This is a genomic window from Alteromonas sp. WD8-37 (genome assembly GCF_055326825.1).
Map to the genome: position 1 here is coordinate 401,862 of NZ_JBUZOV010000001.1, position 16,051 is coordinate 417,912.

Genomic DNA, 16,051 nt, shown 5'->3' on the forward strand with positions numbered 1-16,051 from the left:
TACGATATCTTAGAATCCCCCCCCCAAAAAAAAACTATAGTTACAAATTAAGATGTTAAGAAAGGTCAATATTGCGAAGCGTTCTTTAGGCGTCTTCGGTTTCACCGGCTTGATTGTCGTTATTTTAGGTTTATTCGCAGTACAAAACCTCGACACGTTAAACGAGGCAACGGACGTAGTTACCGAGCATCGTGTCCCGGCACTTGTTGCGGTGGGTGAAATGCGAAGGGACTTTCTTCGTATACGTATACATAATGCTGTGTTGTTAACCGGACAAAGTAAAGCGGAAAACGCAACTACCCTGCAGCACCTCGATAAAGTGCAAAAGACTTTTGCAGAAGCTTACACCCGTATGGATAGCCTGGCACGGGCACCGGAGGCCCAGCAACTACTGAGTCAGATAAATACACTAAAAACAGAGTATGACGACGCGTTACGGGCCTATTATGAATTAATTGAAGCTGGCAACTACGCCATCGCTAAGTCAATTCGCGATTCTAAACTTGAAGATTTTAGCCGCCAAATCACAGATCTTCTAAATAGCCTCACAAATTATCAAAAAGATCGTGCTAGTGATGCAGCAGCCGAAACTGACACAGTATTTGTTCGTTCATCCTCAGCGATTTTTATAGGCATCGCCTTGGTGGTACTTTTCTTATCTATCATCGGTATGACGTTCACAAGAAGTGTAGTGGTACCTATCAGAAAGTCTATAAATGCAGCAAACATCATTGCTACCGGAGATTTGACCCAGACTTTGCAGGACAAGAATGCGGATGAACCTGCGCAGCTTATCCACGCTCTGGATAAGATGAAAGTTCAGCTGCGTGAAACGATTGATCAGATAAGTAATTCGTCATCGCAACTGGCCAGTACAGCTGAAGAACTTAACGTCGTCACAAGTGGCGCTACTGAGTTAGTAGATAATCAAAATAATCAGATTGAACAGGCAGCAACCGCTGTTAGTCAACTTTCCTATGCCATAGACGAGGTCGCGGAGAATGCCTCTTCGACTTCGGTAAACTCAGAAAAAGCAGATGCCAAAACCCGGGAAGGGTATAAAACAGTACTCGAAGCGGTAGAGACCTCAAAAGTTTTATCTTCTCGAATTAACGATTCAAAAGTGGATGTGGCGGACCTGGCCACTAACATTGCCAAAATTGCCACAGTATTGGATGTCATTAGAAGCATAGCTGATCAAACAAATCTTTTATCTTTGAATGCTGCAATAGAAGCAGCAAGAGCCGGGGAGTCGGGCCGGGGGTTCGCAGTTGTTGCCGATGAAGTACGTGCTCTTGCTCACCGCACTCAGGACTCCACTAAAGAAATAGAGAAGGTTATACAACAGGTTCAGGCCCAGTCGGACGAAGCTGTCGCTGCCATGGAGTTAAGTGTAGAAGGCTCCGTTCTGATGAGCGAAAAAGCAGAGTTGGCGGCTAGTGTGATCAATGAAATAGCCACAATTGTAAAGGAAATCAAAAACCAAAACTCTGCCATCGCCACTGCGGCAGAGCAACAATCCACGGTTTCAGTGCAGGTAGATAAGAATCTGGTTAGCGTAAAAGATATTTCCACGGAAGTCTCTGCAGGAACCAGCCAGACTAAATCGTCGAGCATGGAACTGGCCAAGCTTGCCGAAGCACTGAATCAGATGGTCTTTCGCTTTAAAGTATAGCGAACCAAGACAGGAGTTTAATAAGCAATATGGACACCATGCTTAGTTCTACGAAATGGATATGGATATCTAGCATACTTCTATGCATAGTTTTTTTTACGGAGCACTTCACTCCCTTAGGTATTGCTCACGCTATCGCTTACGTACCAGTGATTGCGGTGGCGGGGCTATCCTTATCAACCCGTGTCTTGTATATAACTGGAGGGGTCGCATTAGCTATGGTGTGGGGGGCTATATTTTTTTCCCCTCCGGCTCCTATCGGGTTTCCTTTGGAATACGTTATCACTAACCGTATTCTGTCGAGTGTGGGAATTATTGTGGTAGCCCTTACGAGTAAAACTCTTATCGTCAAAAAGCGTTCGAAGAAACGGTTAGCTAACCAATTGAAAGAAACCAGTGTTGAGGTTTCGGAGCTCATCAGAAGTCTTCCCTTAATTGTTTGGACTACTGCGAATGATAATCGCATTGAGTTCTTAAATCTCGGACGGTCAGGGAACGATCAGCCTGCGTTTGCACTTACCTATCAACTCTTTATAGATGCAGCTTGCCCTGAAGAAAGGTCAGAGGTGGAAAAAAAGTGGCAAAAGGGCATGGCTAGCCAACAACGATTTAGTTTTACTATGAAAGTCCTGGATGAGGACAAAGGTACGCGTACATATTGCATTGAAGGGGTTCCTGTAAGGCCGCTCAACGGAAATGCAATGTATTGGAACGGTACTATCTTAGAGATAACTGCTCAGGCTCAACTGCAAGAAAAAAATGTCGTCACAATGCAAAAGCTGAATGCGACGCTGGCAGGGATCACAGATGCTTTCTTCATTCTCGACCAAAATATGCGCTTTATCTACGCAAATGACAAAGCGCAAATGATCTTAGGCTGTGTGACAAATGAGGTTCAGGGAAGATACCTTCATGACATAATTTCAGTGATGGATGATTGCCCTTTAATAGAAAAATGTCACCAGGCTGTAGATACTCAGCAAGTGCTCTCTACCACCGAATATTACCCACTCCATGATATGTGGGTCATGCAAAACATCTTTCCTACTGAAGCTGGGCTAACTGTTTATATTACAGACGTTTCGGAGGCATTCAAAAAAGAACGAGAACTGGTTCTGCTCCATGCCGCTGTATCAAAGCTAAACGATATTGTATTGATAGCTGAACTGGACAACAAAAACCCGGATAACACTAGGACTATTTTTGTAAATGACGCCTTCGAGCTCAAAACTGGCTATCGCAAAGCGGATATAATCGGAAACAACCCCACGCTGCTCTGTGATGGCGCCGAGGGAAAAATAGAAACTCTGAAAATCCGAGCTCAGTTAGCGCGAGGGAAAGCTGTACGCACACAGGTACTTAATTATACAAAGCAAGGGCAGGAGCTATGGCTGGATTTGGATATTGTCCCTATTACCGACGAACAAGGCGTCTATACACACTGGGTGGCTGTAGAACGTGATATCACACATCAAAAAAAGTTAGAGGCCCAGCTTAACCGTGCTCAGAGAATGGAATCGATTGGCTTTCTTACAGGTGGAATTGCCCACGATTTTAATAACCTGCTTACCGTGTATACAGGAACTACCGAATTACTGGTAGAAGCTCTGAACGATGACCCAGAGCTAAAGAATATCGCAGAAACTGCGCTTAAAGCAGCTGAACGAGGTAAAGCTCTTACTTCCAGTTTGTTAGCATTCTCGCGTAAGCAGTCACTAAATCCCACAACATTTGATGTCGGTGAAATGCTGGATAATCTGATGCCCTTAATCAGAAGTTCAGTGGGCCAAAAAGTAAATGTCACTGTCGAAAACAAAACTCGCCTTCAGGTAACTGCAGATTTAAGTCAGTTAGAAAATAGCGTAATTAACCTGTTAGTTAATGCTCGTGACGCTATGCCTTCTGGGGGGGAGGTAACAATTACAGTCGCCGATAAAATCTTAGCAATTCCCGCCATCCCATTTGTAGGCGAACCTGAACCTGGTCATTATGTGAGTATCGTTGTAGAGGACACAGGGGTGGGTATCACCGATGAATGCAAAGAGCACATGTTCGACCCGTTTTTTACAACCAAAGCAAAAGGAAAGGGTACGGGGTTAGGGTTATCTACTGTTTATGGTTTTATAAAACAGTCCAAGGGGCATATTCAAGTAGAGTCAAAAGTGGGTGTAGGCACCTCAATAGAGCTGTGTCTACCTGTTGCGGTGGAGCCTACTATTGAAGCAAAGCAATTGATGAAGTCCACCGTGCCGGTCTGTAAAGGAAAGCATATATTGGTCGTCGAGGACGACAAAGAAGTGTTGGATTATGTCTCGGCTCGGCTTAAATCCGTTGGTTACACTGTCACCGTGGCTCAAAATGCAACCGGCGCGCTGTCTTTCCTTCAGAAAAAAGAATTTGATTTGTTGTTCTCCGATATTGTTATGCCCGGGGAGCTGGATGGAGTACAGCTTGCGGAAATTAGTCAGACACGTTGGCCAGGCATGCCAATCCTGTTGACTTCTGGCTTTAATGATTACGGCACGGGGGAGCAAACGCCGGATAAGTCACGCTTTTCAGTGTTACCCAAACCCTATTTTCGCGATGAGTTACTTCAAAAATTGTATGACACTCTCACAGGGTAACAGTGTGAATACTGCAAATACGTTATTTATACTAGATGATGATTGTTTGGTCAGCCAAACATTAGAGCGATTTGGCCGTTCTAGCGGGTTTAAGACTGCACGCTTTGAACATGCTGATCCCTTTTTTAAAGCGGTAACAGCGTCCCCACCTGACGTGATTGTGCTTGACCTGTTTCTGCCTGATACCGATGGCATTGAAGCGTTGAGACACTTATCGAGCTTACAATGCCACTCGAAAATCATTGTCGTAAGTGGAGCTGAGGACAAAATTATAGCTTCTGCTGCCCGCTTGGCTTACAGCTTAGGCTTAAATCTTCTTGGGTGTTTAGCCAAGCCATTTTCTTTGTATAAATTCCGAAAAACATTAAAGGTAGCTCCAACCACTGTCCCCAATATCTCCCGAGGTCCCACACCAAAGCCGTTGCTGACTGTTGCTTTGCTCCGTCGAGCTATAGCGGAGGATAGAATAGAAGCGCACTATCAACCTAAGATGTTTACTCAGAACGGCCAATTAGCTGGCTTTGAGTTGTTATCCAGGTGGGTAGATGACAGGTTGGGGTTCATTCCGCCAGACCGTTTTATAGCATTAGCTGAGCAAAATGATCTTATCAATGCGTTGAGTCTGAACGTCATTAAACATGGTTTAAGGTGGTTCAAGTCCGTTTCTCAAACGTTTTATCATCGCTTTCCAGATCGTAAAGAGGACAAGCGGCTTTCGCTTTCTATCAATATTTCAGCAACATCTTTGACTGATAGCTCTTTTTTCGAAGAGCTAATACAACTCTGCCTGGAAGAGGCTATCCCAAGCAGTGACATAATACTCGAATTAACCGAAACCGGGGCTATGGCTGACCCAGTGGCTTCTTTAAGTCAGTTGACAAGATTGCGGATGCAAGGGTTCATCTTGTCTATCGACGACTTTGGTACTGGCTTTTCCTCTATGCAACAACTAGTAAATATGCCATTCGGCGAATTGAAGATAGACAAAAGCTTTGTATTAAATCTTGAAAAATCAAAGGAAAAGCTTAAGGTTGTCCGAGGAATTATTAATCTAGCTCACAGTTTAGAAGTATGTGTTACTGCTGAAGGGGTGGAAACACTTGCTGTTTGGTCTATCTTAGAGAAGCTAGGTTGCGATAAAGTGCAGGGCTTTTATTTCGCAAAACCTATGCCCGCCCAGGAAATGCGGAACTGGCTAATGGATACTTTACCCTCTTTCAGAAAAAACTTATAAAAGGAGTGACATGAGTCAAGCAATAGTTTATCTGATAGATGATGATGAAGACGTATTGGCTACTTATTCATTTATTGCTAAACGTTACGGGCTGATGCCTGTATGCATTCCAGATCCTAGACGCGCTCTTCATGAAGATTTTCCTGCTGAAAATGGGTGTATAGTTTTAGATTTGAACATGCCTACTATGAATGGATTAGATTTGCTGAAGGCCTTTCAAGAGCATAACAATACATTACCCGTGATTATCGCTTCAGGTCATGTCGATGTGTCTCTTGCAGTTAAATGTATGGAGCTAGGAGCTTTTACTTTAATCGAGAAACCTATTAAAAGCAGCGTGTTAATCGATAAAATTCAAAGCGCTATTCAACATACTAACACGGTTGCTAAAACGCTTAGAAAGCGTATTGAAGCACAAACGAAAATTGAGACGTTGACTAGTCGAGAAATGGAAATTGCTTACCTGCTAGCTGATGGCTTAAAAGCTAGCCGTATAGCAGAACAGCTACACATTAGCTCTCGCACTGTAGAAAGCCACCGCGAGAATCTGCTTCGTAAACTTCATCTAAACTCCCCATCTCAAATTTCAGGTATGCTCGCAGTGAGTAATGACTCAACTATTCATAGCAATAGAGCCTCAAGTAGAAAATGACATGTATAAAGAACGGTCTGTTTTCTTTAAGAAAGACCGACTTTAATTTCAAATTACTACCAGCCTAATCTGGCTGAACATGCTATAAATACTTTGTAACCGGAATTCATATAACTAATGTGTCGTTTCCACACTAATTTAATCCACCGCTGACGTGAGATTTCTCTACACTGAAAAAAGAGGAAATGATAATGCAAAAGTCAAATTGCTGTCATTGCCAGGCAAGTCTGGTTTAAGTTCATGCCGCACCTAAAAATAGGTGTCTCGGATGGTTTGTCTATGGACTGTCTACCGAATTTATTTCACGCTACGAACACCAGTATGTTTTAGTGTTTTAAACACTTTCGGGGCAGCAAGAAACCTTGGCCGTCAAGGGGGATTTTTGAAGTCGGCTTTTAGCTTTCTGGGGTAAACCAGCTAACGAGCACGAATGAATCAAAACGGCGGACTAAAGAGGATTTTTAACTTCAATACGTTACAGGCAGGCTAGCTAAGTGTTGTCACACAAATAAAGCCAACCCATGGCCTTCACCGGTTAATCACTAACCGCCTCTGCAAGTTTGCGGATGCCAGGTCCTACCCAACGTATTGAGCTAAAAAGAGTTGTAAATGCCCACTTTAGTCTAGTGGTGCTTTCTCAAAATCTTTGTTGTAATTATTGAAAATGTTTGAAGACGGTAATACATGCAAATAGGCTGGAGGGAATACCTAAAACAGAAGCTACGGTCATCTTCACAATTCTATTCTGTGGGGATTGCGGTTAGTGCCGAAACCGTTACGTTTTGTGCATTGCGGCAACAGGGTGCAGGGTACGAAGTTGTTGCAGAAGATACGGTGGCGTTCGCTGGCTGGGGCCGCCACTTTGCTTCGTGGATTGAACTGCATGGTCTGAATAATACCCGGGCTTATCTGGCATTTTCTCTTGATCTGTATCGCCAGATACAGGTTGAGCGTCCACCGGTCAAAGATGAGGAATTACACGCTGCGTTATCCTTTTCAGTTGATGAACTATTGGGCGGAGACACGCCATGGATATTCGATTTTACCGACCTGGCCGTGCCCATGGCCGAAACTAAGAAGCTCAACATTTTTGCGATTTCCCGGGATGATGTAGCTGCCGCCAGTGAAAAATCGGTCAGAGCAGGGGTTAATCTGATAAATATCAGTGTGGCAGAACTGGCTACCTGCGAATTAGTGCCCACAACGGCTGAGCCTGTGATGTTTATTGTGCAGGAGGCCGGCGAAGAAGTGTCGCTGAATATTGTCAAAGATGGCCACCTATATGTCAGCCGCCGATTAAAAGGGTTCGAGAACCTGGGCAGTTTTTCAGAGCAGGAATTACAGATGGGCCTGGTTGACTCACTCAGCGTGCAGGTTCAGCGTTCCATGGATTATTTTGAAAGCCAGCTGAGGCAACCGCCGGTGCGGAAAATTCAGTTGCGTCTGGACACCGCGCACAGCGCTCTGGTGGCAAAGCAAATTAATCAGGTGATACCGGCTGAAGTGACTGCACTTGAGCCAGATGTGATTGTGCATGCCCCCTTATCCAGGCAGCGGTTGAATTTTACTGCACTTGGGATGGCACTTTCTCCAGTGCGTCATGCCGAGCGCACCTCAATTGAAAGCAGCGTAGCGTGATGAAACACCGTATTAATTTATATCAAAATCAGTTTCAGCCCAAATTGGCGCTGGTCACACTGCAAAGCGTGGTAGGTATATGTTCAGGGCTACTGATTGTTTTAATTCTGACTTGGAGTGGAATTCATTGGTCACTGTCTCAACGTACCGATCATCTTATGGCTATCGAGGCAGAAAACCGCCAGCTGGAAGAGAATGTGCAAATGCTGGAGTCACAGTTGGTCACTCAAGAGCCTGCCGAAGCATTACAGCACCGAGTAGAACTGCTTCGAAATATTTTGGCTAAACAAGATGTTCTGCTAGCTGAACTGGCCAGCCGCGAAGTGATAAAACAGCAGGGCTTTGCCCAGTTATTATCTGATCTGGCCGCTCAGGCATCTGCCGATCTCTGGCTGAAGTCGATTGCTGCATCAGAATCCACACTGTATCTTGAAGGTCAGGTATCGCAACCCCGGGCTCTTCCCCAATGGTTGAACCGGTTGGCCCACACCCCTACATTCAGCGGCCGCACCTTTGACTCGGCTACGGTCATTCGAGAAGAAGAGGCGCTTAATTTTGCCCTTCAGACTGATCGCCAGACAGACATCAGTGAGACGCAGCAGGGAGGCGTGCAATGAGCCAGTTAACCCATACTGAAAAGTTTGCAGCCATGTCTATGCGAGAGAAGGTGATGGTCCTGGCGGCTGGTGTAGTGGTGATTTTGTTGGTGTTGTTCACCTTTTTCATTGAGCCTGCGCTGAACGCGTTAGCGACAGCCAGTCAACAATTGCAAAATGAACAGTTACGGCAACAATCGTTGTCCCAGCAGCAAGCGGCATTCAGTAAGGCCTTACAGCAGGATCCTAATGCAGAGCTAGAACGTGAGCGGGTAGCACTGGAAGCACAATACGCCAGGTTACAGCAAACCTTTTCTCGTCAGCTCGGTGAGCTGGTATTGCCACATCAAATGCCCGCACTCATCGAACAAGTGTTTTCACAAGCAAACGGTTTACAACTTATCAGCATGCGCTCGCTACCCCCGGTGAATATTGTTGCCCATCGCAACGACATGGAAGGTATCGCGGTTTACCAGCATGGATTATCTCTTACATTCTCAGGGAGCTATTTTAATGTACGTGACTTCCTGCAATCAGCAGAGCAATTAGCCACAGCGTTCTACTGGCGTTCAATGAATTACGCCGTCGATAGCTACCCGGCTGCACAAGTCACTATCGAGGTTTATACCCTAAGTAGCGAAAAGGCATTTATCGGTGTTGAATAAAATTACTTTGACTGGCGTGGCGTTAATTGTCGGGTGGGGGGCTGCGGTTCTGGCTCAGGCCACAGCATTCGCTGCAGAGCGAGATCCTACCCGACCTGGCGCGATGTCCGGGGCACTGTCTAATAATAGTGTGATGGATACAGCAGGGCTGACGTTACAGGCCATCTTTTTTACTTCCGACAACCGTCAGGCAGTGATAAACAATCAAATCGTTACCGAAGGTGACATCCTTGCGGGCAACCTCATTGAACAAATAAATACAAACACAGTGATACTGCGCTCACGTAGCGCCAGTAAACCTGTTGTGGCCGAATTGCGTCTGTCATTACCATCGTCGGTTAAGCGTAGTATCGTTGAGGAATTTTAACATGGGTACACCAGGCAGATGGTTAATTGCCATTACTGCAGCCCTTGGGCTGGGCGCGTGTCAAACGACATCAGAAAAAGCCCCGCAACGTTCCGCAGTGGAACAAGACCTTTTATCTCAGCTGGAGCAGCATCAACAGTATAAAGCATCATCACCCTCTGGTCGTGCAGTATTAACCCAGGTACCCGATGCAGTGGCAGCGACGCTGGCGGGGCCGGCATTACCTGCAGACAGCAATAGTTTGTTTGGGCCACAAAAATTTGATGTCAACGCAAAAGATGTCAGCGTGGAGGCATTTTTCTCAGGGTTGGTGCATGACACCCCATACAGCGTTGCCATTCACCCGGCAGTGAAGGGCGAGGTGAGCCTGGCACTTAAACAGGTCACCATGGAGCAAATCATGCAGCTGGTCAGCGACCTGTATGGTTATGACATTTCCCGCTCGGATACGGTTTACCGGATACGCCCGGCAGGTATGCGTACCGAGACCTTTGCGGTCAATTATCTGATGATGAAACGGGATGGAACCACCCAGACCAGTATCACGTCCGGTGGGGTGGCGCAGCAAAACGGTAATAACAGCGGCGGTAATGCCTTTAATGATATAGCTGGTGCAGATGGGGGTAATGATTTTGGCGGGCAGCTGAATAATGTCAATGGCACCAATATCAGTACCCGGACTGAGACGAATTTCTGGGGTGACTTGAAAGTTAGCCTGGAGGGCATGATCGGTGATGAGGATGGGCGCGCCGTTTTCGTAACACCTCAGGCTGGGCTGGTGACTGTCAGGGCGTTGCCGTCTGAAATTCAGGATATTAAGCACTTTTTAAATGTCTCTGAAACTAACTTACAAAAACAAGTTATTCTCGAGGCCCGGATCCTGGAAGTGGTGCTTAGCAATGATTACCAGCAGGGCATCAACTGGAATGAAATCGTGGCCAAGGGGAGTACCCGATTCAGCCTTTCAACCAGCGCAGCCCGCTTAGGCAACAGCGTTACTACTTCGTTGGGAGGCATCACCTCGTTATCATTTATGAACGAGGATTTCTCAGGCGTGTTATCGCTGCTCTCCACTCAGGGTAACGTGCAGGTATTATCCAGCCCGCGGGTAACCGCAACTAATAACCAAAAAGCGGTTATAAAAGTTGGCGACGATGAGTATTTTGTTACCGAGGTCTCCAGCCAGAGTCTGGTGACTCCCACCGCCACAGCGGTGACACCAAATGTAGAATTAACACCGTTTTTCTCTGGCATTGCACTGGATGTGACCCCGCAAATTGACGATAAAGGCAGCGTGTTGCTGCATGTGCATCCGTCGGTGATCGAGACTCAGGAACAACAAAAAATCGTTACCGTGAATGGGGAGCGCCTAGTGCTGCCGTTGGCGCAAAGCACCATACGTGAATCAGATACCATTATCCGTGCAGCCTCAGGCGAAATTGTAGTGATTGGCGGGTTGATGCAAACCACCAGAAGTGACACCGAATCGAAAACGCCGTTCCTGGGTGATATTCCAGTGGTCGGCGAGCTGTTTACCAACAAGCGCCAACAGGAAACGAAGAAAGAACTCATCATACTGCTGAAGCCTACAGTGGTTGGGGCTGGCACCTGGGCAGCGCAAATGGAACGCAGTCGGCAGACCATGGCCGACTGGTTGTATGTGGAATAGGTATGTACCTTTATCATTTTGGCATTAATGAGCTGCCGTTCACGCTCACACCCAATACCAGTTATTTTTTTGGTCTGCCCAGTCACAACGAAGCATTGCAGGTCCTGCTGTTTGCGTTAAAAACTGGCGAGGGGTTTATCAAAGTCACCGGGGAAGTAGGTACTGGGAAAACGCTGATATGTCGCAAACTGCTCAATGAATTGCCAGACCATTTTGAGACAGCCTATATCCCCAACCCGATGTTATCCCCCGACGAGTTACGTCGTTCGGTCGCCGCGGAGCTTGGCGTGACATTGGGTATAACCAGCGATCAGCAAGTATTCACTCAAAAAATTCAGGAACGACTGATTGCTATTCATCAACAGCAAAAAAGTGCGGTGCTGATCATCGATGAGGCTCAGGCGTTACCTTCTGAAAGTATCGAGGCACTACGGTTGATGACCAACCTGGAAACTGAATCGCGTAAACTCCTACAGGTGGTGCTATTTGGCCAGCCCGAACTGGATGCAAAGCTAGCTCTTGAAGAATTACGCCAGCTTAAACAGCGTATTACCTTTAGTTACGCGCTAAGCCTGATGGATGCCGATCAGGTATACCAATATGTTCAGCACCGGATGGCGGTGGCCGGTTATCGCGGTGGTGAATTGTTTTCCGCGACGATATGTCAACTGTTGTATACCGCCAGTCGTGGTACCCCGCGTATTGTCAACATCTTATGTCATAAAGCGCTGATGCTGGCCTATGGGGAAGGAAAAAACCAGGTCGAACGCAGCCACATGCTGGCCGCCATTGCTGATACAGAAGCAGCTGAACCTGTGGCCGGACAAAGCTGGCCTCCAGCCGTATTTGTTGGCATCGCTGCCCTATGTACGGGAGTAATTATGGCAGCATGGCATCTGGGAGGCCTGCAATGAGTGTAGTCAATAAAATGCTCAAAGATCTCGAGTCACGTAAGGTCGAAACCGACGCACCCAACAATTACCGCCCTTTGCTACACAAACCACCACGATTATCACGCAGGTGGGTATATTCACTGGTCACCATGGCGGTATTGGTGGTAGCAGTTGCTTTGCTAACAATGTCAGAGCGTGTGGCCGCAACTTTGGTTCAGCAAGTCGCCAAAGCCCCTAAGGTCGAGGCAGTGCCCCCAAAGCTGTCAGCAGCGCCAGAACCTGCACCGGCCGCAACCGAAAAACAACCTCTAATCATCCGGCCTATCAATGAGCTTCTGGCAAGCCCGGCTGGCAAAAAAGAGGATCTGGTGACCAGCAATCTCCCCGAAAATGCTGCTAAAGATACAGTGAGCGAAGCCGCACCGGAAAATCAGACAGCAGATAGCGACAGCGGTATGAAAAACGGTGAACTCACGGTTACTGCCAGCACTGGCAAACAAGAATTGCATAACCTGCGCGAACGAATTCGTCTGGCCCTGGCGCGTCCCGATAAACGGGAAGCCATTACCCTTATGCATGAATTAGCTGATATTCAGCCAGACAATATTGCCGTGCGTAAAAAACTGGCGGCAGTATTGTTTGCCGATGGCAAGGTTGCTCAGGCTCGTGAACAACTGACTCTTGCATTGAGCCTCTTTCCCGCTGACCACAGCCTACGTTTGATGCTGGCTCGTTTACATCAGCAGCAAGGGCAAGCTGAGCAAGCCCTGCAAGTCTTGGCAACCGCGGATGATTACCAGCCGGTCAGCACTGACCTGATTGCTTTCAGAGCTTCGCTGGCTCGAACAGAGCAGCGCTTTGCAGATGCGCTTACCAACTACCATTTACTGGTAGCCCGGGCGCCTGATGATGCCCGCTGGTGGTTGGGGGTGGCAACGAGTGCTGACCATCTTGGGCAGGCCCGCGTTGCATTGAATGCTTACCGACGGGCTATGACTCGCGGTGAACTGAATACAGAAGTGCAGCAATTTATGCGCCAGCGAACGACTGTATTAGCCGGAGAGCGTGATGAATAAGCCCCGTTTACGATTAGGCGATCTACTGGTTCAGCAACAGCTGATAACTGAAGAGCAGTTGATGCAGGCATTGACTGAACAGCGCCAGACCGGCCGAAAACTTGGTGCAACCCTTATTGCAATGGGAATGGTTACGGAACACCAATTGCTAGAGCTGCTTTCTGCTCATTTGAACGTTCCGTTGATTAACCTGGAACAGCACCGCATCGACCCTGAGGCGGTAAAGCAATTACCGGAAATTCAGGCACGAAGATATCGGGCCCTGGTCATCGAGGAACGAGACAACGGTTTGCTGGTGGGGATGACAGATCCGGCAGATCTTAATGCAGTGGATAATTTATCCAGCCTCTTAAAAAAGCCTGTTGACTTAGCAGTGGTCAGCGAGCAGCAGCTATTTGACGCTTATGAAACCTACTACCGTAAAACCGAAGAGATAGCTTCGTTTGCGCAAGAGTTGGCGGAAGAATACACCACCGAAGATGAATTTGAACTTGCCGCGGGATTAGAAGATGAGCAGGACACCGCCGTAGCACGGTTGTTGCAATCTATTTTTGAAGACGCGGTAATGGCTAAAGCGTCAGATATCCATATTGAGCCGGACGAAACCCAACTGCGCATTCGCCAACGGGTAGACGGGATGTTACAGGAAACTCTTATTCCAGAAAAAAATATAGCCGCGGCCCTGGTGTTACGTCTCAAGCTAATGGCAGGCTTAGACATTTCTGAAAAGCGGTTGCCGCAGGATGGCCGGACTCAAATACGCGTGAAAGGTCATCGGATAGATGTGCGGCTTTCTACCATGCCGGTTCACGCCGGGGAGTCGGTCGTAATGCGATTACTGGATCAATCTGCCGGCTTGCTAACGCTCGAACAAACCGGCATGCCAGCACCGATTTTAAAGCGTTTTCGTACTTTGCTCACCCGCCCACATGGCATGATTCTGGTCACCGGGCCCACCGGTTCAGGTAAAACCACCACATTATATGGCGCATTAAGCGAGCTCAACAAAGCCGAGTCTAAAATTATTACAGTCGAAGACCCAGTGGAATACCGGCTTCCCCGTATCAACCAAGTCCAGGTTAACAATAAGATCGACTTATCATTTTCACAGATACTGCGCACCACATTACGTCAGGATCCTGACATCATTATGATGGGGGAAATGCGCGATCAGGAAACGGTTGAAATTGGCCTGCGAGGCGCCCTGACCGGCCATTTGGTGTTGTCGACACTACACACCAACGATGCCGTGTCCAGCGCTATCCGGCTTATTGATATGGGGGCGCCGGGTTATCTGGTGGCCAGCTCATTACGGGGAATTGTAGCGCAGCGATTGGTACGGCGGGTATGTGATAACTGCGTTAGCGCTTATAAGCCCACGCCAGAAGAGCTGTTTTGGCTAAGCCATATTGATGACGATATTGATAAAATTACCTTTAAGCAGGGCACGGGCTGCCAAAAGTGTAACCACTCAGGCTACCGTGGTCGCGTAGGGGTTTTTGAACTGCTAGAAATGACCGAAAGTATGATGAATGCACTGAAAGCCGGGGATACCGCCGGATTCAGTGAAGCCGCATACAAAAGCCCCCATTATCGCCCGCTTTCTTATGCCGCACTCACCTATGCGAAGATGGGGCTTACCACCGTAGAAGAGGTGTTGCGGCTGGTAGAACTGGTCGCCGAGGAACCGGTAGCCGATGAGCCTGAGCAAGCGACATTAGCCGGTGGTGATACTGATGGCTAAATTTGAATACACCGGGCGTGAATTATCGGGCAATTTAAGTAATGGCGTGGTCGAAGCGGCGGATGAAAAAAGTGCCGTTCGGCTGTTAAGGGCCCGGAATATTATTCCCTTATCTATCAAATCTCAGGATAGTGTAGCCGGCAACGAGCTGGATATCAGTAACTGGTTCACGCCTGGCGTTCGTCTGGATGAATTGGTTATTTTTTGTCGCCAGATGTATTCACTGACTAAAGCGGGCATTCCAATTCTGCGTGCCGTAGGGGGATTAGCCGAATCAAGTTCATCAAAACGTCTGCGCGCCGCGTTGGAAGATGTTATCGCGCAGCTAGAGCGGGGGCGTAATTTTTCTTCAGCCTTGAATCTACACAGCGATATTTTTGGCCACATGTTTGTAAGCGTTGTGCACGTGGGCGAAAATACCGGGCGCCTTGATGAAGCATTTGCTCAATTGGCCGAATATTTGGAGCGGGAACAGGAAACGCGTAAGCAGATTAAAGCCGCTACCCGCTATCCGATTTTTGTGGTGGTCGCGGTGAGCATTGCATTTGTCATTATGAACATATTTGTCATCCCTAAATTCAGCACTATGTTCGCAAAATTTGATGCCGAACTGCCACTGATTACCCGGGCGCTGATAGGCATGTCTACATTTATGGTCAATTACTGGTGGTTGATACTGTCAGTGCTGGGGCTTTGCCTGTTTGCGCTTCATCGGTACGTGCATTCCCCGGTAGGTCGCTACCAATGGGATAAAAATAAGTTAAAGCTGCCTGTAGTAGGCTCTATTTTTCGCCGATCGTTATTGGGGCGGTATTGTCGCAGTTTTGCCATGATGTTGCGCGGTGGGGTGCCGCTGACCACTGCGCTGAATCTTACTGCAGATGCGGTAGACAATGCTTTTATGGCGGAAAAAATTATTACGATGCGTAAAAGTATCGAGAAAGGTGAGAGCTTAGCCAGGGTGAGTGTCAATAGCGGTCTATTCACTCCTATGGTAATGCAAATGATTAGGGTCGGGGAGGAAACCGGCCAGGTCGACGAATTACTCAAAGAAGTATCCGAATTCTATGAGCGTGAAGTTGATTTCGACTTAAAAAGTCTCACAGCCAAAATTGAACCCATTCTTGTAGTGATTGTTGCCGGAATGGTGTTGATTCTGGCATTGGGCATATTTACGCCGATGTGGAATATGATGGGTGCTATTAAGGGGAGCTAGCT

The 16,051-nt window shown here is 47.3% G+C and carries 13 protein-coding genes; all 13 read left to right on the plus strand.

Annotation, left to right across the window (positions count from 1 at the left end):
* Nucleotides 1-52 precede the first annotated feature (52 nt).
* The 13 genes from ACTUJZ_RS01875 (at nucleotide 53) to ACTUJZ_RS01935 (ending at nucleotide 16,049) form a co-directional block, all read left to right on the plus strand.
* A complete protein-coding gene (locus ACTUJZ_RS01875; protein ID WP_463634564.1) occupies nucleotides 53-1,675 on the plus strand; it encodes a methyl-accepting chemotaxis protein in 1,623 nt (540 codons plus the stop codon).
* Between the two features lie 29 nt (nucleotides 1,676-1,704).
* Nucleotides 1,705-4,299: a hybrid sensor histidine kinase/response regulator gene (locus ACTUJZ_RS01880; RefSeq protein WP_463634565.1), complete on the plus strand. Its 2,595-nt coding sequence runs from the start codon at nucleotides 1,705-1,707 to the stop codon at nucleotides 4,297-4,299.
* Nucleotides 4,300-4,303: 4 nt separating this feature from the next.
* On the plus strand, nucleotides 4,304-5,533 hold the full coding sequence (locus ACTUJZ_RS01885; RefSeq protein WP_463634566.1) for an EAL domain-containing response regulator: 1,230 nt from the start codon (nucleotides 4,304-4,306) through the stop codon (nucleotides 5,531-5,533).
* Nucleotides 5,534-5,543: 10 nt separating this feature from the next.
* Nucleotides 5,544-6,185 carry a response regulator transcription factor gene (locus tag ACTUJZ_RS01890; protein WP_463634567.1) on the plus strand — a complete coding sequence of 214 codons (642 nt, stop codon included), beginning with the start codon at nucleotides 5,544-5,546 and terminating at the stop codon, nucleotides 6,183-6,185.
* A gap of 834 nt (nucleotides 6,186-7,019) precedes the next feature.
* A complete protein-coding gene (locus ACTUJZ_RS01895; protein ID WP_463634568.1) occupies nucleotides 7,020-7,823 on the plus strand; it encodes a type IV pilus biogenesis protein PilM in 804 nt (267 codons plus the stop codon).
* A gap of 158 nt (nucleotides 7,824-7,981) precedes the next feature.
* Nucleotides 7,982-8,440, plus strand: a complete 459-nt coding sequence (locus ACTUJZ_RS01900) for a PilN domain-containing protein (protein WP_463634569.1) — start codon at nucleotides 7,982-7,984, stop codon at nucleotides 8,438-8,440.
* On the plus strand, nucleotides 8,437-9,084 hold the full coding sequence (gene gspM / locus ACTUJZ_RS01905) for a type II secretion system protein GspM (RefSeq protein ID WP_463634570.1): 648 nt from the start codon (nucleotides 8,437-8,439) through the stop codon (nucleotides 9,082-9,084). Before ACTUJZ_RS01900 ends, gspM begins: the two co-directional genes overlap by 4 nt.
* On the plus strand, nucleotides 9,074-9,451 hold the full coding sequence (locus ACTUJZ_RS01910; protein WP_463634571.1) for a hypothetical protein: 378 nt from the start codon (nucleotides 9,074-9,076) through the stop codon (nucleotides 9,449-9,451). The genes gspM and ACTUJZ_RS01910 overlap by 11 nt, the downstream gene beginning before the upstream one ends.
* A gap of 1 nt (nucleotide 9,452) precedes the next feature.
* Nucleotides 9,453-11,120, plus strand: coding sequence for a pilus (MSHA type) biogenesis protein MshL (gene mshL, locus ACTUJZ_RS01915; protein WP_463634572.1), 1,668 nt, complete (start codon nucleotides 9,453-9,455; stop codon nucleotides 11,118-11,120).
* Nucleotides 11,121-11,122: 2 nt separating this feature from the next.
* Nucleotides 11,123-12,034 carry an ExeA family protein gene (locus tag ACTUJZ_RS01920; RefSeq protein WP_463634573.1) on the plus strand — a complete coding sequence of 304 codons (912 nt, stop codon included), beginning with the start codon at nucleotides 11,123-11,125 and terminating at the stop codon, nucleotides 12,032-12,034.
* Nucleotides 12,031-13,089 (plus strand): tetratricopeptide repeat protein, encoded by a 1,059-nt coding sequence (locus ACTUJZ_RS01925; RefSeq protein WP_463634574.1) that lies wholly within the window; start codon nucleotides 12,031-12,033, stop codon nucleotides 13,087-13,089. The genes ACTUJZ_RS01920 and ACTUJZ_RS01925 overlap by 4 nt, the downstream gene beginning before the upstream one ends.
* Nucleotides 13,082-14,833 carry a GspE/PulE family protein gene (locus ACTUJZ_RS01930; RefSeq protein WP_463634575.1) on the plus strand — a complete coding sequence of 584 codons (1,752 nt, stop codon included), beginning with the start codon at nucleotides 13,082-13,084 and terminating at the stop codon, nucleotides 14,831-14,833. Before ACTUJZ_RS01925 ends, ACTUJZ_RS01930 begins: the two co-directional genes overlap by 8 nt.
* Nucleotides 14,826-16,049: a type II secretion system F family protein gene (locus tag ACTUJZ_RS01935; RefSeq protein WP_463634576.1), complete on the plus strand. Its 1,224-nt coding sequence runs from the start codon at nucleotides 14,826-14,828 to the stop codon at nucleotides 16,047-16,049. The genes ACTUJZ_RS01930 and ACTUJZ_RS01935 overlap by 8 nt, the downstream gene beginning before the upstream one ends.
* Nucleotides 16,050-16,051 lie beyond the last annotated feature (2 nt).